Source organism: Mycobacterium sp. DBP42 (assembly GCF_005924235.1).
GTDB lineage: Bacteria > Actinomycetota > Actinomycetes > Mycobacteriales > Mycobacteriaceae > Mycobacterium > Mycobacterium syngnathidarum.
Genome location: NZ_VCMY01000045.1, coordinates 1 through 23169 on the forward strand (window position 1 = coordinate 1; position 23169 = coordinate 23169).

General features: G+C 66.9%; 18 protein-coding genes and 1 riboswitch. Of the genes, 14 read left to right on the forward strand and 4 right to left on the reverse strand.

Annotated elements, in window-relative coordinates:
- The first annotated feature begins 265 nt into the window (after nt 1-265).
- The 3 genes from E0T84_RS26765 to E0T84_RS26775 all read left to right on the forward strand — a co-directional run bounded on the left by E0T84_RS26765 (nt 266) and on the right by E0T84_RS26775 (nt 2984).
- Nucleotides 266-931, forward strand: coding sequence for a hypothetical protein (locus E0T84_RS26765; RefSeq protein WP_110765004.1), 666 nt, complete (start codon nt 266-268; stop codon nt 929-931).
- A 65-nt stretch (nt 932-996) separates the two neighbouring features.
- Nucleotides 997-1491 (forward strand): VOC family protein, encoded by a 495-nt coding sequence (locus E0T84_RS26770; RefSeq protein WP_070946177.1) that lies wholly within the window; start codon nt 997-999, stop codon nt 1489-1491.
- Between the two features lie 5 nt (nt 1492-1496).
- Nucleotides 1497-2984 carry an FAD-binding protein gene (locus tag E0T84_RS26775; protein WP_371726379.1) on the forward strand — a complete coding sequence of 496 codons (1488 nt, stop codon included), beginning with the start codon at nt 1497-1499 and terminating at the stop codon, nt 2982-2984.
- Here E0T84_RS26775 and E0T84_RS26780 read toward each other — a convergent pair.
- Together E0T84_RS26780 and E0T84_RS26785 are read right to left on the reverse strand one after the other, a co-directional pair.
- Entirely contained in the window at nt 2981-4885 is a 1905-nt protein-coding gene (locus E0T84_RS26780; RefSeq protein WP_138746014.1) for an ABC transporter ATP-binding protein/permease, read from the reverse strand. The genes E0T84_RS26775 and E0T84_RS26780 overlap by 4 nt on opposite strands.
- Before the next feature lie 32 nt (nt 4886-4917).
- Nucleotides 4918-6849: an ABC transporter ATP-binding protein/permease gene (locus tag E0T84_RS26785; RefSeq protein ID WP_138746015.1), complete on the reverse strand. Its 1932-nt coding sequence runs from the start codon at nt 6847-6849 to the stop codon at nt 4918-4920.
- 129 nt (nt 6850-6978) lie between these two features.
- On the opposite strand from E0T84_RS26785, the gene secA2 reads away from it, so the two are divergent.
- The 11 genes from secA2 to gcvP all read left to right on the forward strand — a co-directional run bounded on the left by secA2 (nt 6979) and on the right by gcvP (nt 18626).
- Nucleotides 6979-9336: an accessory Sec system translocase SecA2 gene (gene secA2, locus E0T84_RS26790; protein ID WP_138746016.1), complete on the forward strand. Its 2358-nt coding sequence runs from the start codon at nt 6979-6981 to the stop codon at nt 9334-9336.
- Nucleotides 9337-9346: 10 nt separating this feature from the next.
- Nucleotides 9347-9967, forward strand: a complete 621-nt coding sequence (locus tag E0T84_RS26795; protein ID WP_070186506.1) for a CDP-alcohol phosphatidyltransferase family protein — start codon at nt 9347-9349, stop codon at nt 9965-9967.
- Nucleotides 9964-10863, forward strand: coding sequence for a DUF881 domain-containing protein (locus tag E0T84_RS26800; protein ID WP_070186505.1), 900 nt, complete (start codon nt 9964-9966; stop codon nt 10861-10863). Before E0T84_RS26795 ends, E0T84_RS26800 begins: the two co-directional genes overlap by 4 nt.
- A 28-nt stretch (nt 10864-10891) precedes the next feature.
- Nucleotides 10892-11224, forward strand: a complete 333-nt coding sequence (locus E0T84_RS26805) for a small basic family protein (protein WP_003882035.1) — start codon at nt 10892-10894, stop codon at nt 11222-11224.
- Nucleotide 11225: 1 nt separating this feature from the next.
- Nucleotides 11226-12083 (forward strand): DUF881 domain-containing protein, encoded by an 858-nt coding sequence (locus E0T84_RS26810; RefSeq protein WP_371726378.1) that lies wholly within the window; start codon nt 11226-11228, stop codon nt 12081-12083.
- A 36-nt stretch (nt 12084-12119) separates the two neighbouring features.
- On the forward strand, nt 12120-12515 hold the full coding sequence (gene gcvH, locus E0T84_RS26815; RefSeq protein ID WP_070186504.1) for a glycine cleavage system protein GcvH: 396 nt from the start codon (nt 12120-12122) through the stop codon (nt 12513-12515).
- Between the two features lie 189 nt (nt 12516-12704).
- Nucleotides 12705-13184 carry a glycogen accumulation regulator GarA gene (garA, locus tag E0T84_RS26820; protein ID WP_019346058.1) on the forward strand — a complete coding sequence of 160 codons (480 nt, stop codon included), beginning with the start codon at nt 12705-12707 and terminating at the stop codon, nt 13182-13184.
- 3 nt (nt 13185-13187) lie between these two features.
- Nucleotides 13188-13937 carry a MerR family transcriptional regulator gene (locus E0T84_RS26825; RefSeq protein ID WP_070946148.1) on the forward strand — a complete coding sequence of 250 codons (750 nt, stop codon included), beginning with the start codon at nt 13188-13190 and terminating at the stop codon, nt 13935-13937.
- A gap of 119 nt (nt 13938-14056) precedes the next feature.
- Nucleotides 14057-14551, forward strand: a complete 495-nt coding sequence (locus tag E0T84_RS26830) for a bifunctional nuclease family protein (protein ID WP_070186502.1) — start codon at nt 14057-14059, stop codon at nt 14549-14551.
- A 255-nt stretch (nt 14552-14806) separates the two neighbouring features.
- On the forward strand, nt 14807-15427 hold the full coding sequence (locus tag E0T84_RS26835; RefSeq protein WP_138746017.1) for a MerR family transcriptional regulator: 621 nt from the start codon (nt 14807-14809) through the stop codon (nt 15425-15427).
- 106 nt (nt 15428-15533) lie between these two features.
- A riboswitch (glycine riboswitch) is annotated at nt 15534-15632 on the forward strand.
- A 153-nt stretch (nt 15633-15785) separates the two neighbouring features.
- Nucleotides 15786-18626 (forward strand): aminomethyl-transferring glycine dehydrogenase, encoded by a 2841-nt coding sequence (gcvP, locus tag E0T84_RS26840; protein WP_138746018.1) that lies wholly within the window; start codon nt 15786-15788, stop codon nt 18624-18626.
- A 36-nt stretch (nt 18627-18662) separates the two neighbouring features.
- Here the strand turns inward: gcvP and E0T84_RS26845 are convergent, their stop codons facing one another.
- Both E0T84_RS26845 and E0T84_RS26850 read right to left on the reverse strand, forming a co-directional pair.
- Nucleotides 18663-20846: a substrate-binding domain-containing protein gene (locus E0T84_RS26845; RefSeq protein WP_138746019.1), complete on the reverse strand. Its 2184-nt coding sequence runs from the start codon at nt 20844-20846 to the stop codon at nt 18663-18665.
- A gap of 55 nt (nt 20847-20901) precedes the next feature.
- Nucleotides 20902-23133 (reverse strand): malate synthase G, encoded by a 2232-nt coding sequence (locus E0T84_RS26850; RefSeq protein ID WP_070946151.1) that lies wholly within the window; start codon nt 23131-23133, stop codon nt 20902-20904.
- Nucleotides 23134-23169: the final 36 nt, after the last annotated feature.

Consider the following 23169-nt stretch of genomic DNA (forward strand, 5'->3'; position numbering starts at 1 on the left):
AACTGGGCCTGATCTTCTTTCACCACGCCTGGACTCGATTCCAAGCGACCTAACGAACCGCCGGATGCGAGGCCCGCACGTCCGGTGGTGTGAGAGGGGGCCGGTCAACCCGGCCCCCTACTCGATTTTCGGCGCGTCGATACGGGTACCCCCGGTAACGAAGTTGCCGTCGGACCGATATTGAAATCGGTAGGGTGACGTTCACCACGTCCGATAGCGAGGGAGGCCGGCCGTGCAGAGGTGGCTAGGTGGGGTGATGCGGGCGATGGCGGGGGTTCCGGTGGTTGGGCTGCTGGTATGTCCGGCGCCGACTGCCGTCGCGGCAGGTTCGCTGGTGTACCCCGGGATGGAGATCCGGCAGGGCACCAACGTCTGCACGTTGGGCTTCGTGGACCCGGCGAGCCGGGTCGGGTTCACCGCGGGTCATTGCCGTGGCAACGGGCCGGTGGGCGACCGGGACGGCAATTTCATCGGGCACATGGGTGCGTTCCAGGACAACACGCCCGACGGTGCCACCGTCGACACCAATCACATGATCTCCGACTGGGAGACGATCCAATTGGCCGGCGATGTCGTGGTGAACAACATCCTGCCGGGCGGGCGGATGCTGGTGGAGGATGCCGCGGTGGTCCCGACCGCCGGGGCTCCCGTCTGTCATTTCGGCGTGGTCACCGGGGAGAGTTGTGGCACCGTCCAGGCCGTCAACAACGGCTGGTTCACCATGGCCAACGGCGTGGTCAGCCAGAAGGGTGATTCCGGAGGTCCGGTGTACGTGATCACACCGGATGGCCGCGCTGCCATCGTCGGGATGTTCAACAGCACGTGGGGCAACTATCCGGCCGCCGTATCGTGGCAGAACGCCAGTGGGCAGGCACGCGGTGGCGGCGCGCCGCTCGCCGGCGAGGTGTCGAACCTCGTCGGGCAGCCCTGACCGGCGAATCGCAGAACTAGAACACGTTCTAGCTTTCGTGCCGTGAGGGCGATATTCTCATGGCGATGCTTGATCAGACACCTGTCCAGATTGCCTGGGTGACCGCAGATCTGGATGCCACCGAACGGGCGCTGTCGACCCTGCTCGGGGCGCGCCGGTGGGTCCGTATGCCCGCAGTGCACTTCAGTCCGCAGAGTTGCATCCACCGCGGCCGGCCCGCGGACTTCGTGGCCGACATCTCGCTCAGCTACGCCGGCGACACCCAACTGGAGCTGATCGCGCCGGTGCGTGGTGAGAGTGTCTACGCCGAGTTCCTCGACCGGCACGGGGCCGGCCTGCACCACATCTGCATCGAGGCGGCCGACGCGCAGGCGTTCGACGCCAAGCTGCGGGATGCCGAAGGTGCGGGGACACCCGTTGTCTGCCAGGGCGAGATGCCCGGAGGCATGAGATTCGCCTACCTGTCGTCCCCGGCGGCCGGGGTGCCGTATCTGGAGATCGCTTACATTCCGCCCGAGATCCGGGCGTTCTTCGACTATGTGAAACAGGAGCAGCAGTGAAGGAAATCCCCGCGGTCCTAGAGGCCTCCGAGGTCGACGCCGTCGAATCCTGGTCCGACGAGTTCGACGTCGTGGTGGTCGGATTCGGCATCGCCGGAGGTTGCGCAGCCGTCAGTGCCGCGGCACAGGGCGCCCGGGTCCTGGTGCTGGAGAAGGCGGCCGCGGCCGGCGGCACCACCTCGATGGCCGGTGGGCACTTCTATCTCGGCGGTGGCACCGCCGTGCAGGAAGCGACGGGGCATCCCGACAGTGCCGACGAGATGTACAAGTACCTGGTGGCCGTCTCGCGCGAACCTGACCTGGACAAGATCCGCGCCTACTGCGACGGCAGCGTCGAACACTTCAATTGGCTTGAGGCACTGGGCTTCCAGTTCGAACGCAGCTTCTACCCGGGCAAGGTGGTGGTGCCGCCCGGCACCGAGGGGCTGTCCTACACCGGCAATGAGAAGGTGTGGCCGTTCATCGAACAAGCCAAGCCGGCACCGCGCGGGCACTCGGTCCCGGTACCGGGTGAGCTGGGCGGCGCAGCGATGGTGATCGATCTCCTGCTCAAACGCGCTGAGGCCCTGGGTGTCACGATCCGCTACGAGGTCGGGGCCACCAACCTGATCGTCGAAGGTGATCCGGAAGAGCGCACCGTGGTCGGGGTGAAATGGAAGCACTTCGGCGAAACTGGTTGTGTCAAAGCCAAATCCGTCATCATCACCGCCGGTGGCTTCGCGATGAATCCCGAGATGGTCGCCGAATACACCCCGGCGCTCGGCAAAAAACGTCGCACCAAGCACCACGGTGAGGTCGAGCCCTACATCCTGGGCAACCCCAACGACGACGGCCTCGGGATCCGGATGGGTGTCGCGGCAGGCGGCGTGGCCAACGGCATGGATCAGCTGTTCATCACCGCCGCGGCCTACCCGCCGGAGATCCTGTTGACCGGCGTCATCGTCAACAACCAGGGCCAGCGGTTCGTCGCCGAGGATTCCTACCACTCCCGCACCTCGGCGTTCGTCCTGCAGCAGCCCGACCAGCAGGCCTACCTCATCGTGGACGAGGCGCACATGGAGATGCCGGCCATGCCGCTGATCCAGTTCATCGACGGATACGAGACGATCGCCGAAGCCGAAGAAGCACTGGGAATCCCGGCCGGGAACCTCGCGGCGACGCTGGACCGCTACAACAAGAACGCCGCCGCCGGCGAGGATCCCGACTTCCACAAGCAACCCGACTACATCGCCGCACAGGACACCGGCCCGTACGCCGCCTTCGACCTGTCGCTCGGTGTCGCCATGTACTCGGGATTCACCATGGGCGGCCTGACGGTATCGGTCGACGGCGAGGTGCTGCGGGCGGACGGCAGCGCCATCGGCGGCCTGTACGCGGCGGGTGCCTGTGCCTCCAACATCGCCCAGGACGGCCAGGGATACGCCAGTGGCGTGCAACTCGGCGAAGGGTCGTTCTTCGGGCGCCGCGCCGGTGCCCACGCGGCAGCACGTTAGCCGACGGAGGCGAGGTTCCACCGACCGTTGCCGAGCAGTTCCAGGCGACGGTCGTGGAGCCGATTGACGCTGTCGCGGTGGCTGATGCTGACCACGATGCAACCGGGTAACTCGCTGCGCAGGGTCGTATACAGCGCGTGCTGCTGCCCGGCGTCGAGCGCCGAGGTGGCCTCGTCGAGGAAGACCGCCGACGGCTTGGCGAGCAGCACCCGGGCGAACGCGATCCGCTGTTGTTCGCCCGGGGACAGCACCTTTCCCCAGTCGGCGTCCTCATCCAGCCTGGAGGTCAGGTTTCCCAGCGCGACCGCTTCGAGGGCGGCCCGGATCTCGTTGTCGCCGTAGCTACCCGTCGGCGACGGGTAGCTGGCCACCGTCCGCAGATCGCCCAGCGGGGCATAGGGGAGTTGGGACAGGAACATCACCTCGCCCTGCTCGGGATAGCGCACCGTGCCGGATCCATACGGCCACAACCGTGCCAGGCTGCGCAGCAACGTCGTCTTCCCGGTGCCGGACGGCCCGGTGATCACCAATGAATCACCGGGCGCGAGTCGCATGTCGAGGTTGTGCAGAAGCGGCTCACCGTCGGGTGACCGCACTTGGACGTGCTCGAGCTCGACCCCGCCGTTGGTGCTCACCGCGGTGTCCAATCGCGGTAGCGCCCTTGCCTGTTCGTTCGCCGTGACAAGACCGTCGAGCCGGATGATGGCGGCCCGGTACCCGGCGAACGCGTCGTACACCGAGCGGAAGAAGCTCAACGAGCTCTGCACGTTGTTGAACGCGCCCGCCGACTGCAGCGCATCGCCGTAGGTGATCTGGCCAGCGAACAGCCGTGGCGCCTGAATGATCAACGGCAGCGGATCGATGATCTGGTTGATGGACCGATTCCAGCCGAGGAACGCGACCCCACGCACCACGAGCCTGCGGTAGTTCGCGATCACCTTGGCGAACCGATCTGCCAGCGTGCCGCGTTCGGTGCGCTCGCCGTGATAGAAGCCGACCGCCTCGGCGCCGTCACGGATCCGCACGAGGGCGTACCGGAACGCCGCGTTGGTGAGCGAGTTGCGGAACGTCAAACGGATCATCGGCCTGCCGATCCAGATCGCCACGACTGTCGTGACCGCCACCCACAGCAGGGCGATCCAGAACAACGCCTTGGGCACCGTCACCCCGAGAATCGTCAACGGGCCGGCAAGGTTCCACAGGATCGGCGTGAACGCGACAACCGAGACGATCGAGTACACCGACCCGAAGACCAGGGTCTGTGCGGTGGCGACGGTCGGTGTGTTGGTCTCTGGTCCGGTGCCGGTGGTGAAGACGTCGATGTCCTGTTGGATGCGCTGATCCGGGTTGTCGATCGGGGTACCACCGAAACCACCGATGAATCGGCCGCGATAGTAGGCCCGCTGATCCAACCAGTCGTTGGTGAGCCGGTGGGTGAGCCAGACCCGCCAGCGAATGATGAAGTACTGCATCAGATATAGGTCGAGCAACGTGCGGGTGATATCGGCTGTGACCAGCATCGCGAAGATCACGATCGAATGCCAGAATCCGTCGATGCCCGAACGGCGCACCGCTTCATTGCCCGAACCGGCTCCGGAGAACGCCACTTGCAGCGCTGTGGTCTGATCGTTCACGTAGTAGCTGAACAACACGTCCATCCGCACCGACAGCATCACCGAGAAGAGCAACACCCCCAGTAGCGCCCACACCGGAATGCTTTCGCGTCCAAGGAAATAGGCGCCCGTGACTCGCCAGAATTGGCGGCCCCAGGTGGTCACGTGTGCCAGGACGGCCGCCACGGCGACCAGTGCCACTGCACCGATCACCCAGGCCTTGAGGACCCAGACCAGTGACGCGAGGATCTCGTTGCCCCAGTCCAGTGACTGGGTGAACATCTCCATACCCCGGGAAGTTACCGGGAATCACCGCCCGATCAGGGTTGCTTGACCAGGCCGGCCGCGTCGTCGTCGACCCGGCCGAGCCGCCATTGCCCGTCACCGAGGAGCTCGAGCTGGTGGGTGTGGTGCTGCTCGACCGTGGTCCGATGGCTGACACTGACCAGGATGGTGTCCGGCAGTTGGGTGCGCACCCGCTGATACAGCATGTACTCCAGGCCTTCGTCGAGCGCCGAGGTGGACTCGTCGAGGAACACCACCTTGGGCTTGACGAGCAGGATCCGGGCGAACGCGATCCGTTGCTGCTCACCGGGAGACAGCACCTTGGCCCAGTCCTGGACCTCGTCCAGCCGGTCGACCAGATGCGCCAGCGCCACTTCTTCCAGCGTGCGCTTGAGTGTCTCGTCATCGACGGAGCACTCTTCACCCGGATAACTGACCACGGCGCGCAGATCGCCCAGCGGCACGTACGGCAACTGGGAAAGGAACATCGTCTCGTTGGGGCCGCACGGGCGGGTCAACGTGCCCGAGGTGAACGGCCACAGTTCGGCGAGGCTGCGTAGCAAGGTGGTCTTGCCGCTGCCCGACCGGCCGGTGATCACCAACGTGTCGCCGACCTGTAGGTGCAGATCGAGCGGGTTGATGAGTTGCCTGCCGTCGGGTGTGCGCACCTCGACGTCGGTGAGCTTCACGGTGCCATCCACACAGGGAGTGGTGGTCACCTCGGGCAGCGCCCTGGCCTCTTCGTTGGCCGCGACGAGGCCATGCAGGCGCATGATCGCGGCCCGATAACCGGCGAATTGGTCATAGGCATTGCGGAAGAAGGACAACCCGCTCAGCAGGCTGCGGAAGGCACTGGCGGTCTGGTTCAACGCGCCCAGGGTGATCTCGCCGCTGTAGAACCGCGGGAACTGCACGATGTAGGGGATGAGCTCCTGGGCCTGGTCGATCGAGTTGTTCCAGCCCAGGAACTTGACCATTCGGTTGATGTATCGCTGGTAGTTCGACACCACCGGTGCGAACAGCTTCCGCAGCCCCGTGCGCTCGGCGATCTCCCCGCGGTAGAAGGCCACCGCCTCGGAGGCATCTCGCAGCCGCACCAGCGCGTAGCGGAAGGCCGCGTTGTACTTCTCGTTGTTGAAGGCCAGCCGGATGATCGGCCGGCCCAGCCAGAAGGCCACGACCGTGGCGAACAAGACGTAGACGACGCCGATCCAGAAGATGGCCCGCGGAAGGCCGATGTCGACGAGGGGCAACGTCACTTCTCCGGACAGGTTCCACAGAATCGCGGTGAACGAAATCATCGAGGCCACCGAATAGACGGAGCCGAGCAGCAGGGTGCTCGTGGAGCCGGCACTGGGACGGTTCGGCAGCGAATCGATGCCCGCCGTGAACGTGTCGATGTCGGCCTGGATGCGCTGGTCCGGATTGTCGATGGTGTCGTCGATGAACCGCGTCCGGTAGTAGGCCTTGCCGTCCAGCCAGTCACCGGTGAGCCGGCTGGTCAGCCAGGCCCGCCAGCGCAGCATGAACCGTTGGGCCAAATAGATGTCCAGCATGATCCGGGCGATATGGATCGCGGCCAGTAGCGCGAAGACGCCCAGCGACAGCCAGAAGCCGTCTCTACCCGAGACCTTCACCGCCTCGTTGCCGCTGGAGATGCCGCCCGCGATCACCTGGAAGCTGGTCATCATGTCGTTGCCCTGGTAGCTGAAGAGCACCGCAAGTCGCACGCCGGTGATCACCGACAGCAGCAGCACCCCGAGCCAGGCCCACACGATCACGCTGTCGCGCCCGGTGAAATACCCGCTGGTGATGCGCCAGTACTGCCGGCCCCACTCGGTGAACCGGGCGATCAGGACCAGGATCACCAAAGCGCACACCGCTGCGATCAGCCAGGCTTTGGCGATCCACACCAGCGATGTCGCAAGCTCGTTGCCCCAATCGAGGGTCGGGCTGAACATCTCCATGCGGGCAAAGTACCCCGACATATCGGTGTGAGCCTGTGCGCCGCCGTCCCGGGCGTGCTGGGTGTCGGCGGTCGACGCAGTTCGGGGTCATGCTCGGGGGTACTCGGCGCGTCCGCGTACCGTGAACATGTGCCAAAGACGTCCAGCGCGAAACCGGGCCGCGTGAGCAGCAAGTTCTGGAAGCTATTGGGGGCCAGTACCGAGCGCAATGAGGCCCGGTCGCTCTCGGAGGTCAAGGGAGCAGCCGGCTTCGAGGACAAAGCTGCCAAGCTCGACGACGAGCAACTGACCAAGGCCGCCAAACTGCTCGAACTGCAGGATCTCGCCGCATCCGCGGACATGCCGCAGTTCCTGGCGCTGGCCCGCGAGGCCGCCGAGCGGACCACCGGCCTGCGTCCGTTCGATGTGCAGCTGCTCGGAGCGCTGCGCATGCTGGCCGGGGATGTCGTCGAGATGGCCACCGGTGAGGGCAAAACCCTGGCCGGAGCCATCGCCGCGGCCGGCTATGCGATCGGCGGCAGGCATGTCCACGTCATCACCATCAACGACTACCTGGCGCGCCGCGACGCCGAGTGGATGACCCCGCTGCTGGAGGCGCTGGGGCTCACCGTCGGCTGGATCACCGCTGACTCCACCGCCGAGGAGCGCCGCAAAGCCTACGAGTGCAACGTCACCTACGCCTCGGTCAACGAGATCGGCTTCGACGTACTGCGCGATCAGCTGGTCACCGATGTCGCCGACCTGGTCTCTCCGAATCCTGACGTGGCCCTGATCGACGAGGCGGACTCGGTGCTCGTGGACGAGGCCCTGGTGCCGCTGGTGCTGGCCGGAACCAGCCACCGCGAGCAGCCGCGCGTCGAGATCATCCAGATGGTCGGCGAGCTGATCAGCGGTACCGATTCCGATGCGTACTTCGCGACCGACGACGACAACCGCAACGTCCACCTCACCGAGGCCGGAGCCCGCAAGCTCGAAGCCCGCCTGGGCAACATCGACCTGTATTCCGAGGAGCACGTCGCCACCACGCTCACCGAGATCAACGTCGCCCTGCACGCGCACGTGCTGCTGCAGCGCGATGTGCACTACATCGTCCGCGACGGCGCGGTCCATCTGATCAACGCGTCCCGCGGGCGCATTGCCTCGCTGCAGCGCTGGCCGGACGGCCTGCAGGCCGCCGTCGAAGCCAAGGAAGGCATCGAGACCACCGAAACCGGTGAGGTGCTCGACACCATCACGGTGCAGGCACTGGTCAACCGCTACCCCACGGTGTGCGGCATGACCGGTACCGCGCTGGCCGCAGGCGAGCAGCTACGCCAGTTCTACAAGCTCGGGGTGTCGCCCATCCCGCCGAACAAGCCCAACATCCGCGAGGACGAGACCGACCGGGTCTACCTCACCGAGGCGGCCAAGAACCACGCCATCGTCGAACACATCGCCGAGGTACACGCGACCGGCCAGCCGGTGCTGGTCGGCACCCACGACGTCGCCGAGTCCGAAGACCTGCACCGCAGGCTCATCAAGGCGGGCGTCCCCGCCGTGGTGCTCAACGCCAAGAACGACGCCGAAGAGGCGGCCGTGATCGCCGAGGCCGGCAAGTTGGGCTCGGTCACGGTGTCCACCCAGATGGCCGGTCGCGGTACCGACATCCGGCTGGGCGGATCCGACGCCGCCGACGACTCGGAGGACAAGGAGAAGGTGGCCGAGCTCGGCGGGCTGCACGTCGTCGGCACCGGCCGCCACCACACCGAACGACTGGACAACCAGCTGCGCGGGCGGGCCGGGCGTCAGGGCGACCCCGGCTCGACGGTGTTCTTCTCCAGCTGGGAGGACGAGGTGGTGGCCTCCCACCTCGACGACACCAAGCTCCCGACCGAGACCGACGAGGATGGTCGCATCCTGGCGCCCAAGGCCGCGGGTCTGCTCGACCATGCCCAGCGCGTTGCCGAGGGCAGGCTGCTCGACGTGCACGCCAACACGTGGCGCTACAACCAGCTGATCGCGCAGCAGCGCGCCATCATCGTTGACCGTCGCGAAACCCTGCTGCGCACCGACACCGCCCGCCAGGAGCTGAAGGACCGGTCACCCGAGCGCTACGCCAAGCTGGCCGAGGAACTGGGGGAGGACGGCGAGGAGAAGCTGGAGAAGATCTGCCGGCTGATCATGCTGTACCACCTGGACCGCGGCTGGTGTGACCATCTGGCCTTCCTCGCCGACATCCGGGAGAGCATCCACCTCCGCGCGCTGGGCCGGCAGAACCCGCTCGACGAATTCCACCGGATGGCCGTCGACGCGTTCGCTTCTCTGGCCGCCGACGCGATCGAGGCTGCCCAGCAGACCTTCGACACGGCCGAGGAGATCGAGGACGAGCCGGGCATCGATCTGTCCAAGCTCGCGCGACCGACATCGACGTGGACGTACATGGTCCACGACAATCCGCTCAACGACGACACCATGTCGGCGCTGAGCCTGCCGGGTGTGTTCCGCTAGGTTTCAAGGCATGGACCACGCGCCTGCTCCCGAGGGCAGAAGCGCACCGCCGCCTGGCACCCGCGACCGGGTACTCACCGTGCCCAACGCGCTCAGTGTGCTGCGCCTGGTGCTGGTGCCGGTATTCCTGTGGCTGCTGTTCGGTGCTCACGCCAACGGGTGGGCCGTCGCGGTCCTGATGTTCAGTGGCTTCTCCGACTGGGCCGACGGGAAGATCGCCCGCCTGGTCGACAACCAGTCCTCGCGACTCGGCGAACTGCTCGACCCACTCGTCGACCGCATCTACATGATCACCGTCCCGGTCGCCCTGGCGCTGTACGGCGTGGTGCCGTGGTGGCTGGTGCTGACCCTGCTGGGCCGCGATCTGCTGCTGGCGGCGACGCTGCCGCTGATCCGCAGCCGCGGACTGACCGCGCTGCCGGTGACGTATCTGGGCAAGGCCGCCACCTTCGCGCTGATGTCGGGCTTCCCATGGGTGCTGCTCGGCCAGTGGGACGCGACCTGGAGCCGGGTGGCCCTGGCCTGCGGATGGGCCTTCCTGCTGTGGGGCGTGGCGTTGTACCTGTGGTCGGCGGTGCTCTACCTGATCCAGGTGACGATGGTGGTGCGACAACTCCCCGCCAGGTCATGAGCACGCTGGGCGGCTTCGAGTCGGGGGCCGGACTCAACGACCATGAGGCCAACGCCCCCAAGCGCATTCCGCTGCCCTCGCTACTGCGGTCGTTGCTCTCCGAGCACCTGGATCCCGGTTATGCCGCGGCCGCTGCGGCCCGGGAATCCGGTGACCGGCCGCGCCGGCGGGGCACCGACATGGCGTGGCTTCTGGTGGGCGCAGGCGCGATCGCCACGGTGTTCGCGGTCGCGGCCGGTCAGGCGCAGTCGGCGGCCCCGGCCGCCCGGGAGGCTCAGCACACGTTGGCCGGGCGGGTTCGCGCGGCCCAGATCGGCGCTGACCAGGCCAGTGCCGAACGCGACGCGCTCGGCGATCAGCTGGACGCCGAGCGGCGCAGCAGGCTCGGGATGGACGAGAACGGCCAGCACCTGCTCGGCAGCCTGGACACCGCCAACATCGAGGCCGCCGCGGTCCCGATGATCGGCCCCGGCCTGACCGTCACGGTCACGGATCCCGGTCTGTCCAAGGACCTCAGCGACGTGTCGAAACAGCGGGTCGCCGGCGGTCAGCAGATCATCCTGGACCGCGATCTGCAGCTGGTGGTGAATTCACTGTGGGCCAGTGGGGCCGAGGCGGTTTCGGTGGGCGGTGTGCGGGTCGGCTCGGGTGTCACGATCCGGCAGGCGGGCGGCGGGATTCTGGTCGACAACCAACCGATCACGAGTCCGTATGTCATTGTGGCGATCGGACCGCCGAAAGGGATGGCCGACACATTCGACCGCACCCCGGGGCTGCAGCGGCTGCGGTTGTTGGAGACTTCCTACGGAGTCGGGGTGAACGTGAGTGCGGGGGACGGCCTGACCGTGCCCGCGGTGTCGGTGCGGGATGTCAACTTCGCCAAACAGATTGGATAGGCCTGACGTGCACAGGATTGACCGTTAGATGATCGGGATCGTCGCACTGGTCGTCGGAATCGTACTCGGATTGGTGTTCCATCCGAGCGTTCCCGAGTTCGTCGAGCCGTACCTGCCGATCGCCGTGGTGGCGGCACTGGACGCGGTCTTCGGCGGGTTGCGGGCCTATCTTGAGCGGATATTCGACGCCAAGGTGTTCGTGGTGTCGTTCGTGTTCAACGTCTTGGTGGCGGCGCTGATCGTGTACGTCGGCGATCAGCTCGGTGTCGGTACCCAGTTGTCGACGGCGATCATCGTGGTGCTCGGCATCCGGATCTTCGGCAATGCCGCCGCACTGCGGCGCAGGTTGTTCGGCGCCTGACATGAGCGATTCCGAATCCGAATCCCCGACCCAGCCGGATCCGCCGGCCGGCACCGCCGAGCCGGGCCCACCTGAACATCACGGCGAGCATCACGGCCGCCATGAGATGCCCGCCGATGTCTCGCCACGCCGGTTCCGCAACCTACGGATCGTGCGCCGCAGCCGTTCACAGCTCGTGTTCGGCGGCCTCGGGGTGCTGCTGTGCATCCTGCTCGGTATGGCGATCGTCACACAGGTGCGCCAGAACGAGTCGGGGGATTCGCTGGAGACCGCGCGTCCGGCGGATCTACTCGTGCTGCTCGATTCCCTGCAGCAACGAGAAGCGTCGCTCAACACCGAGGTGGCCGATCTGCAGCGGACGCTGCAGCAGTTGCGGGCCTCGGGCAGCAGTGATCAGGCCGCGATCGAGAATGCCCAATCCCGGCTGGAGGCATTGTCCATCCAGATCGGGACGGTGGCCGCGACGGGGCCCGGCGTGACACTCACCATCGAAGACGATGCGCCCGGGGTACCTGCCGAGACGATGCTCGACGTGATCAACGAGCTGCGTGCGGCCGGGGCCGAGGCCATCGAGATCCGCGGCGGTGATCAGCAGTCCGCGGTGCGGGTGGGCCTGGACACCTGGATCATCGGCCCCCCGGGGCAGCTTGCGGTCGACGATGTGACCCTGCGCCCGCCGTATTCGGTTCTGGCGATAGGGGATCCGCCGACTCTGGCGGCTGCGATGAACATTCCCGGTGGGGCGATGGACAGTGTGAAGCGGGTCGGCGGCGCGATGGTGGTACAACAGGCCGAGCGCGTGGACGTGACCGCCTTGCGACAACCGAAACCACGCCAATACGCTCAGCCCGTCAAGTGAGCACAGCAGCCCACCTCGGAGACCATAAGGAGCGCCGTGAGCGATATCCCAGCCGACCTGTACTACACCTCGGAGCACGAGTGGGTATTGCGCACCGGTGACGACACCGTGCGCGTCGGCATCACCGATTACGCGCAGTCCGCACTCGGCGATGTGGTGTTCGTGCAGCTGCCCGACGTCGGGACCCAGCTGGCCGCCGGTGATGCTTTCGGAGAGGTCGAATCCACCAAGTCGGTGTCGGACCTGTATGCCCCCGTGGCGGCGAAAGTCGTTGCGGTAAACGGCGATCTGGACGGTAGCCCGCAGCTGGTCAATTCCGACCCCTATGGCGAAGGCTGGCTCGTCGATCTGCGCCTCGAGGACGGCTCCCTCGACGATGCGCTGGCCGGTTTGCTCGACGCGGACGGCTACCGCGCCGCCGTCACCGAGTAAGGAGTTGTTAGGGTTTCGTGGGCCGGTCGCCAGGACCGGTTGGGCCGTACCCGGCGCGCAGATATCTTCCCCATCGGATCCGGCGGTGGTGGACCCAATGATGCCTGATGCGCGGTACGGTCGACGTGAGACCGACGATGGGCTGGGGCCACGCCGGGCAACGCCACAGCAGCCAGTGAGGAGCAGCGGGTGACGGACAAGGACAGCAATTTGGGGGCCGACCAGTCGGAAGACGTGACGGTAGAGACCACATCGGTATTCCGTGCGGACTTTCTGAACGAACTGGACGCGCCCGCAACGGCCGGTACCGAAGGTGCCGTTTCCGGTGTCGAGGGCCTGCCCGCGGGTTCGGCATTGCTCGTCGTCAAGCGCGGACCGAATGCCGGATCGCGTTTTCTGCTCGATCAGCCGACCACCTCGGCGGGGCGTCACCCGGACAGCGACATTTTTCTCGATGACGTGACGGTGAGCCGCCGGCACGCCGAGTTCCGGCTGGAGAGCGGCGAGTTTCAGGTTGTCGATGTCGGCAGTCTCAACGGGACGTACGTCAACCGCGAGCCGGTCGACTCGGCAGTGCTCGCCAACGGCGACGAGGTGCAGATCGGGAAGTTCCGCCTGGTGTTCCTCACCGGTCCCCGTTCTGACGACGACAGCAGCCAGACCAGCTAGCCCATGACTGCCCCCGACAGACCTGCACTGGCCGGGATGTCGATCGGTGCAGTCTTGGACCTGCTCCGGGGTGACTTCCCGGACGTCAGCATCTCCAAGATCCGGTTCCTCGAGGCCGAGGGGCTGGTGACGCCGCAGCGGACCGCGTCGGGTTACCGGCGGTTCACCGCGTACGACTGTGCGCGGCTGCGGTTCATCCTGACCGCGCAGCGTGACCAGTACCTGCCACTGAAGGTGATCAAGGCGCAGCTGGACGCTCAACCCGACGGCGAGCTGCCCCAGGCCGGGTCCACCACCTACGGGGTGCCTCGTCTGGTGCCGGTGTCCGAGGGCGCCGAGGGGCCGGACGGCGCCGCCGGGGTTTCGGCGGTGGCGCCGACCCAGGTCCGGTTGTCCCGGGAAGACCTGTTGACTCGGTCTGGCATCGATGAAGAGATGCTGGGGGCGTTGTTGCGCAACGGCATCATCACTGCCGGGCCGGCTGGGTTTTTCGACGAACATTCCGTGGTGATCGCCCAGTGCGCACGGGCCCTCGGCGACTACGGCGTCGAGCCCCGGCACCTGCGGGCGTTTCGCTCGGCGGCGGACCGGCAATCCGACCTGATTGCCCAGATCGCAGGCCCAGTGGGCAAGGCGGGCAAGGCCGGAGCCCGCGACCGGGCCGACGATCTGGCCCGTGAAGTGGCCGCCTTGGCGATCACGTTGCACACGTCTTTGATCAAGTCCGCCGTACGCGACGTTCTGGATCGCTGAGGACTAGACTCGTTTTGACGGCCAGTTCGTCTGAGTCGGGACTCCTGGCTACGGGAGGCGGACTGCGCGACGGACGAAGATTCGACGAAACGGCACGGCGGTGCGGAGGGCAGGCACAGATGGCTGAGGTTCGCGTGGTCGGCATTCGGGTGGAACAGCCGCAGAACCAACCCGTGTTGCTTTTGCGGGAGTCCAACGGTGACCGCTACCTGCCGATCTGGATCGGGCAGTCGGAGGCTGCAGCGATCGCGCTGGAGCAGCAGGGCGTAGAGCCCACCCGGCCCCTCACCCACGACTTGATCCGAGATGTCATTACCGCCCTTGGCCATTCGCTCAAAGAGGTGCGGATCGTCGACCTTCAGGAAGGCACTTTCTACGCCGACCTGATCTTCGACCGCGACATCAAGGTCTCAGCCCGGCCGTCGGACTCGGTGGCGATCGCCTTGCGGGTCGGCGTCCCGATCTATGTCGAGGAGGCGGTGCTGGCCGAGGCCGGCCTGCTCATTCCCGACGAGAACGACGACGAGGCCGCCGGAACCGTGCGTGAGGACGAGGTGGAGAAGTTCAAGGAGTTCCTCGACAGCGTTTCGCCGGACGACTTCAAGGCGACATGACCGACGCCGGCGCCGCTGTTCAGTCGCAGATCACGGGTACGTCTCAAGTGGGTATACCGGAGTCGACACGCGGCGCGGGAGACAATCGGGCGGGAATTCGGGCCCCATACTTTCTTCGCAGCGGGCAATCAGGGCTCGGCGGGAAGCGTATGCTCGACACATTCGAGTTCGCAGCAAACCGTCGCGTTGAAGATTGCCGCGTTGCAGGACATGGCAGTGCGGTGCGGGCGAGTTCGAACGGCGAGAGGATTCACAGTGGGTGACACGCCACGGCAGGAAGAGTTGGATCTGACCACCGGGGGCGGCGCGGAGCCGCCCGTCAGGCCAGCCGGCGAACCCGTGCAAGGCGGGTTGTTCCCCGACGACTCCGTGCCCGACGAGCTGGTGGGTTACCGCGGTCCCAGCGCCTGCCAGATCGCCGGTATCACCTACCGTCAGCTCGATTACTGGGCCCGCACCTCACTGGTGGTTCCCTCCATCAGGAGCGCCGCCGGATCGGGTAGTCAGCGCCTGTACTCGTTCAAGGACGTCCTGGTCCTCAAGATCGTCAAGCGCCTGCTGGACACCGGCATCTCGTTGCACAACATCCGGGTCGCGGTCGACCATCTGCGTCAGCGCGGCGTGCAGGATCTGGCCAACATCACCCTGTTCTCCGACGGCACCACGGTCTACGAGTGCACCTCGGCCGAAGAGGTCGTCGACCTGCTGCAGGGCGGCCAGGGTGTGTTCGGTATCGCGGTGTCGGGCGCCATGCGCGAGCTGACCGGCACCATCGCCGACTTCCCGGGCGAGCGCGCCGACGGCGGGGAGTCCATCGCCTCACCCGAGGATGAGTTGGCGTCGCGGCGCAAGAGCCGCGACCGCAAGATCGGCTGACTTCTTCCCGCCAACAGACACGTAGCTGCCCTTCGACCGCGGTCGAGGGGCAGCGCTGCGTCTGTTCGCCGATATCGGTGCCCGGCCGGTAGAATTGCCGGCGCATCGCCCTCGTGCGGGAGAGTTTCGTGACAGCCAGTCACGGACGCCGAAGGAGCAACACCTCTCCGTCAACCTCTCAGGCACCCAGGACCGCGCCAGGCCCCGATGCCTCTGGAAAGTGGTGCCCCATGGGCACCCGCCCATGGGGAAAAGTCCTGTACCGGGGCTGAATCTCTCAGGCGCCCGGACCGGGTCGACGACAGAGGGAGAGGGACTGCCACGACGTCCGAGCACGTCTGCGCCCCAGGAGAGTGTCGTGTCCGACCAGCATCAATCGCGTTTCGCCGACCGTCACATCGGCCCGAACGCCGCCGCCGTGGCCACCATGCTCGACGTGATCGGCGTGGCAACGCTCGACGAACTCGCCGCCAAGGCTCTGCCGGCAGGAATTCTCGACGCGCTCGGCGCCGGCGGCGTGGCTCCGGGCCTGGAGGGCCTGCCCGCCCCGGCCACCGAAGAGGAGTCACTGGCCGAGCTGCGCGCGCTGGCCGACTCCAACACGACCGCGGTCTCCATGATCGGTCAGGGCTACTTCGACACATTCACCCCAGCTGTGCTGCGGCGCAACATCCTTGAGAACCCCGCCTGGTACACGGCGTACACGCCCTACCAGCCCGAGATCAGCCAGGGTCGTCTCGAGGTGCTGCTCAACTTCCAGACCATGGTGTCGGATCTGACCGGGCTCGAGGTGGCCAACGCGTCGATGCTCGACGAGGGCACTGCCGCCGCCGAGGCCATGACACTGATGCACCGCGCGACCAAGTCCAAGACGAATCGGCTGCTCGTCGACACCGACGTGTACTCGCAGACCGCCGCCGTGCTGGCCACCCGTGCCGAGCCGCTCGGCATCGAGATCGTCACGGCGGATCTGCACCAGGGGCTCCCGGACGGCGAGTTCTTCGGCGTCATCGTGCAACTGCCCGGAGCGAGCGGGCAGGTGGCTGACTGGTCTGCGCTGATCAGCGCCGCCCACGAACGCGGGGCGCTGGTCGCCGTCGGCGCCGACCTGCTGGCGCTCACCCTGATCACCCCACCCGGCGAGATCGGGGCGGACGTGGCCTTCGGAACCAGCCAGCGGTTCGGTGTGCCAATGGGATTCGGTGGTCCGCACGCGGGATATCTGGCCGTGCATGCCAAGCATGCCCGGCAGCTGCCGGGCCGGCTGGTCGGGGTCTCGGTCGATGCCGATGGCGCCCCGGCGTACCGGCTGGCGCTGCAGACCCGTGAGCAGCACATCCGCCGGGACAAGGCGACCAGCAACATCTGTACCGCGCAGGTACTGCTGGCGGTGATGGCCGCGATGTACGCCAGCTACCACGGCGCACAAGGACTGACCGCGATCGCGCGCCGGGTGCACGGCCACGCCTCGGCCATCGCGGGCGCACTCGGCGACGCCCTGGTGCACGACAAATACTTCGACACCGTGCTGGCCCGCATTCCCGGACGAGCCGACGATGTCGTCACGGCGGCCAAGGCCAAGGGAGTCAACCTGTGGCGCGTCGACGCCGACCACGTGTCGGTTTCCTGTGACGAGGCGACCACCGATGAGCACGTGGCTGCCGTCCTCGACGCGTTCGGGGTGCCGGCCGCGAATCCGGCCGACGCCGATCCGATCGAGCGCACCGCCAGAACTTCCAGCTTCCTCACGCACCCGGCGTTCAACTCCTACCGCACCGAGACCGAGATGATGCGGTACCTGCGGGCGCTGGCGGACAAGGACATTGCCTTGGATCGCAGCATGATTCCGCTGGGCTCCTGCACGATGAAGCTCAACGCCGCGGCCGAGATGGAGCCGATCACCTGGCCCGAATTCGGCCGTCAGCACCCGTTCGCCCCGGCATCGGACAACCCGGGCCTGCGCAAACTGATCGCCGACCTGCAGGATTGGCTCACCGGGATCACCGGCTACGACCAGATTTCGTTGCAGCCCAACGCCGGTTCGCAGGGTGAGTACGCCGGCCTGCTGGCGATCAAGGCCTACCACGTCTCCCGGGGTGACACCGACCGCGATCTCTGCCTGATCCCGTCGAGCGCTCACGGCACCAATGCGGCCTCGGCGGCGCTGGCCGGCATGCGCGTGGTGGTGGTGGCCTGCCGCGAGAACGGAGACGTCGACCTCGACGACCTGCGGGCGAAGATCGCCGAGCACGCCGATCGCGTTGCGGCGCTGATGATCACGTATCCGTCGACGCACGGGGTGTACGAACACGACGTCGCCGACATCTGCGCGGCGGTGCACGATGTGGGCGGTCAGGTCTACGTGGACGGCGCCAACCTCAATGCGCTGGTCGGGTTGGCCCGCCCGGGCCGCTTCGGCGGTGACGTCAGCCATCTGAACCTGCACAAGACGTTCTGCATCCCGCACGGCGGCGGCGGCCCCGGGGTGGGTCCGGTTGCGGTGCGTTCGCACCTGGCTCCGTTCCTGCCGGGCCATCCACTGGCCGACGAACTTCCCGACGACCACACGGTGTCGGCCGCCCCGTATGGGTCGGCCTCGATCCTGCCGATCACCTGGGCCTACATCCGGATGATGGGTGCCGACGGCCTACGAGAGGCCACGCTGACCGCGATCGCCTCGGCCAACTACGTGGCCCGCCGCCTCGACGAGTACTACCCGGTGCTCTACACCGGCGAGAACGGCATGGTCGCCCACGAGTGCATCCTGGACCTTCGCGGGATCACCAAGGACACCGGCGTGACCGTGGACGACGTGGCAAAGCGACTGGCGGACTACGGTTTCCATGCGCCGACGATGAGCTTCCCGGTGGCCGGCACGTTGATGGTCGAGCCGACCGAGAGCGAAAGCCTGGCCGAGGTGGACGCGTTCTGCGACGCGATGATCGCGATTCGCGCCGAGATCGACCGGGTCGGTTCGGGGGAGTGGCCGGTGGACGACAACCCGTTGCGCGGCGCCCCGCACACCGCCGAGTGCCTGCTGGTGGCGCAGTGGGATCATCCGTACACCCGCGAGCAGGCCGCGTACCCGCTGGGCAAGGGATTCCGCCCGAAGGTGTGGCCGCCGGTGCGGCGCATCGACGGGGCCTACGGCGACCGGAATCTGGTGTGTTCCTGCCCGCCGGTCGAGGCGTTCGCCTGACCCAGGCGTTCCGACGGCCGGCTGCGGCGCGGCGGGTCAGCCCAGCATCGTGTTGACGGCGGTGGTCAGCTCGGGTGAAGCCGAGCTGACCACGTGTTGGTAGGTGCCACTGCTCGCCTGTGCGACGGCTTCCCAGGTGGCCCGGTCCGAGCCGCTGCCGAAATCGATCACGTTCACCGCGATCGGGCGCGCCGGGTCGAAAGCGCCCCGGATGAACTCCTGCAGCCCAGGCCCGTCCAGGCTCTGATCGGTGTGCGGTCCGGTGGTGATCACCAGAATCGAATTGGTCTGGCCCTCACGGTATTTCGACAGCGCCTCGTTGTAGATCATCCGCAGTGTGGTGAACGACACCGCACCGCCGCCCGAGGCGGACTGGTCGTCGAGCGTCGAGGTCAACTCATCGGAGCGACGCTGCCCGCTCACCGGTTCGGCCAGCGGTCCCGTGGAAACCTCCGAGCGCCCTTCGGTGCCGTCGAAGGTCCACAGGCCGACCGACGCGGTGTCGGGCAGTGCCTTGAGCCGGTTGTTGAGCGCGGCCACCACGTTGGCCAGCCGGGACTTGCCGCCCTCCTCGGTCGGCATCGACTGGTCGAGCATGATGGTGACCGCGGAGCTTCCCGTCGGAGCGGCCGTCGCGTTGGCCAACGTCACGCGCGTGGTGTTGTCACCGATCGACAACGGTGCGGCCAGCCGGCCGAAGTCGGTGACATCGCTGGACGGAGGTGTCGTGCCCTCCGCCCGGAACCCGGCCTTGGCGAGTTCGGCGAGCTGCTCGGGCTTGCGCAGATAGCGGGCGAACTCGCTGGCCGCCGTGACCTGTTCCTTCTCCAGCCAGTCCCCGGACAGCAGAACCGTCGGATAATCGGCGGTGGCGGTCGGGCCGGGTGGCAGCCACCCGGCGAGGGCGGACTTGGCATCGTCGAGCGAGGTTCCCCGCTGGAAGATCTGCTGTTCGGTGGTGGCCACCGCGTGCACCGGCGCCGTCGCCGGATCGGAGGCGTTGAGCAGCGCGTCCAGGGCGGTTCCCAGCTGGCTGTCATCGAGTTTGGGTTGGCCGCGCAGCAAGCTGGTGGCACCGCTTATCCCCGAGGTCGCCGGTGCGCCCGAAGGGGCCGAAGCCGCGGCGACGGCCTCGGCGGCCAGGGAAGCGGCATCGCCGTTGCTGTGCGTCGGCAGCGCGAGTTTGAGCGTGCCCCAACCGGGAAGCTTGAGCGCGTTCATCGCGGCCGGGCTGTTCTGCAGTTGTGGCAGGGTGGCCCAGGTCTGTTGTGCCAGAGCTTCCTTGAGTTGCGGACGGACCGCGAGCAGAACCGGTGAGGTGACCAGGGAGCGGCTGTCGCTGACGGTCTTGGCGCCCGCGGTGGCTTCCAGCCGCGCCGCGGCGATGCTACTGGCCGGGATCCACAGTGCCGGACGGTCGCCCAGTTCGCTCGGCCACGCATCGGCGAAACCGCTGACCACCCGGTCTGATTCGGCCGACTGCACGCGTACCTTGACGCAGCGGTCGCCGACGGGGCTGACCGACTCGTTGTACGTGTTGGCCAGTCCCTCGATGTGCGTCGAGATGGTCGGGTCGGCGATCACGGCGACCCCGAGTTCCCCGTCGACACACCGCGCGGCGGCGGCGTCGCTGCGTCCGGCCAGGACGTCACCGAAGAACTTCCACAGGATGACCGCGCCGACCAGGGCCACCACGGTGACCAGGGTGACGATCACGCCGATGCTGACACCTCGGCGCCCGGACTCGACAGCGCGGTGGCTGCCGGTCCACTCACCGTCCCAGTCGGCGCGCTGGCGGCTCGTCGGAGTGGACGGCGGCGGTGGTTCGGACACGGCGCCGAACTGCGTGGTCGGCTGCTCGTCGGCGAAGTCGCCGTCGGAAAACGCCCCGGAGTACTCGGGGTCGTATTCCGGGTCGTACTCGTCGGCGTAGCCGCCGCGGTACTCGTCGACGTACTCGTCGTCGAAGCCGTCGCCTTCGTCGTACTCGCCGTCGTCGTACTGCGCCTCGAGGTATTCCGTCTCGTCGTTTTCCGCGTATGGCTCGCGATAGTCCGACTCGTAGCCGTCGTCGCCGTCGGCATACCGGGGTGCGCGGTAGTCGGGCTCGGCCCGGTATGCCGGGGGCTCCCGGTATCCGCGATCGGGCTGATAGCCGGACTCGCCGACGTGCGGCTCGTCCGCGGCATCCTCGGGGTCGGGAATGCTGTGCCTGCCCATTCCTAACCCCTGTACGTCTCGCGCCGACTAGTCATCCGGACCCGCCGCAGTCTAATCACTTACCGGCGGTGCTCGCTTTGAACTCGCGGCGGCGTCGGTGCAGGATCGGCTCGGTGTAACCGTTGGGCTGCTGGGCGCCGGACAGGATCAACTCCTGCGCTGCCCCGAACGCGATGCTGTCATCCGGGTTGGGAGCCATGGCCAGATAGTCCGGATCCCCGGCGTTCTGCTCGTCGACGACCGCGGCCATCCGGCGCAGGCTGGCCTTGACGTCCTCTTCGGTGATGATGCCGTGGCGCAGCCAGTTGGCCAGCAGCTGGCTGGAGATCCGCAGTGTGGCGCGGTCCTCCATCAGTGCGACATTGTGAATGTCGGGCACCTTCGAACAGCCGACACCGGCGTCGATCCAGCGGACCACGTAGCCCAGGATCGACTGGCAGTTGTTGTCCACCTCTTCGTGGATCTCCTCGGGCGACCACGACAGGGAGGAGTCCGCGAGCGGGATCGTCAGCAGCTCTTCGAGAGTGGCGCGCTTCTTGCCGGCCAGCTCCTTCTGCACGGCTTCGACGTCGACCTGGTGGTAGTGCATCGCGTGCAGGGTGGCGGCGGTCGGCGAAGGCACCCAGGCGGTGGTGGCGCCGGCCTTCGGCTGGCCGATCTTCTGCTCGACCATGTCGGCCATCAGATCGGTCATGGCCCACATGCCCTTGCCGATCTGCGCCTTGCCGGCCAGCCCGGTGGCCAGGCCGACATCGACGTTGTTGTCCTCGTAGGCCTTGATCCACGGCTGGCTCTTCATGGCGCCCTTGCGGATCATCGGGCCGGCCTCCATGGAGGTGTGGATCTCGTCGCCGGTGCGGTCCAGGAAGCCGGTGTTGATGAACACCACGCGATCGGCGGCGGCCTTGATGCAGGCCTTGAGGTTGACCGTGGTGCGGCGCTCCTCGTCCATGATGCCGACCTTGAGAGTGCTGCTCGGCAGACCGAGCACGTCTTCGACGCGACCGAACAGCTCGCAGGTGAAGGCAACCTCGTCAGGGCCGTGCATCTTGGGCTTGACGATGTAGACCGAGCCGGTCCGGCTGTTCTTCAGCGGGCCGTTCGCCTCTTCGTCCTTCAGCCCGTGCATGGCGATCAGGCCGGTGAACAGAGCGTCCTGGATGCCCTCGGGGATCTCGTTGCCGTCCGCATCCACGATCGCATCGTTGGTCATCAGGTGTCCGACGTTGCGAACGAACAGCAGGCTGCGTCCGGGCAGGGTCAGCTCACCCTCGCCGTCCGGCGTGGTGAACACCCGGTCCGGGTTCAGCACCCGGGTGAAGCTCTTGCCGCCCTTGCTGACCTCCTCGGCCAGGTCGCCCTTGTTCAAGCCCAGCCAGTTGCGGTAGCCCAGGACCTTGTCTTCGGCGTCGACGGCGGCCACCGAGTCCTCGAAGTCCATGATCGTGGTGATCGCGGATTCCAGCACGACGTCCTTGATGCCGGCGGCGTCGGTCGAGCCGATGGGGGAGTCGGGGTCGATCAGGATCTCGATGTGCAGGCCGTGGTTCTTGAGCAGCACCGACCACTGCGGCTGCCCCAGCTCGCCGGTGTAGCCGACGAACTGCTCCGGGGTGGCCAGACCGACCGACGAGCGCTCGCGCGAGGAGTCATCGGACTTGGCGGGGTCGTCCCCCTGGATCACGAGAAGCTGGCCGTCGTCGATCTTCAGACCCTTGGCCTCGGCCCAGGTGCCGGCCGCCAGCGGTGCGGCCTCGTCGAGGAAGTTGCGGGCGTAGGCGATGACCTTGTCGCCGCGGATCTTGTTGTAGCCCGTGCCCTTGTCAGCGCCGGCCTCTTCACTGATCACGTCGGTGCCGTACAGCGCGTCGTACAGCGAGCCCCACCGCGCGTTGGCGGCGTTCAGCGCGAACCGCGCATTGAGGATCGGCACCACGAGCTGGGGACCGGCGGTCGAGGTGATCTCGTCATCCACACCGGAGGTGGTGACGGTGAAGTCGGCGGGTTCGGGCAGCAGGTAGCCGATGTCGGTGAGGAACTGCTTGTAGGCCTCTGGGTCGACCGGCTCGAGCACGTGAGCGCGGTGCCATTTGTCGATCTGGGCCTGCAGATCGTCGCGGCGGGCCAGCAGTTCCTGGTTTTTCGGGGTGAGGTCAGCAACGACCTTGTCCACACCGGACCAGAAGCTGTCCGGATCGACTCCGGTGCCCGGCAGTGCCTCGTTCGTGATGAAGTCGTGCAGCGCCTGCGCGACACGCAGGTTTCCGACAGTCACGCGGTTGGTCATGCGCGTTTCCTCCCTCGGCTCCAGGCACCGTGCGAT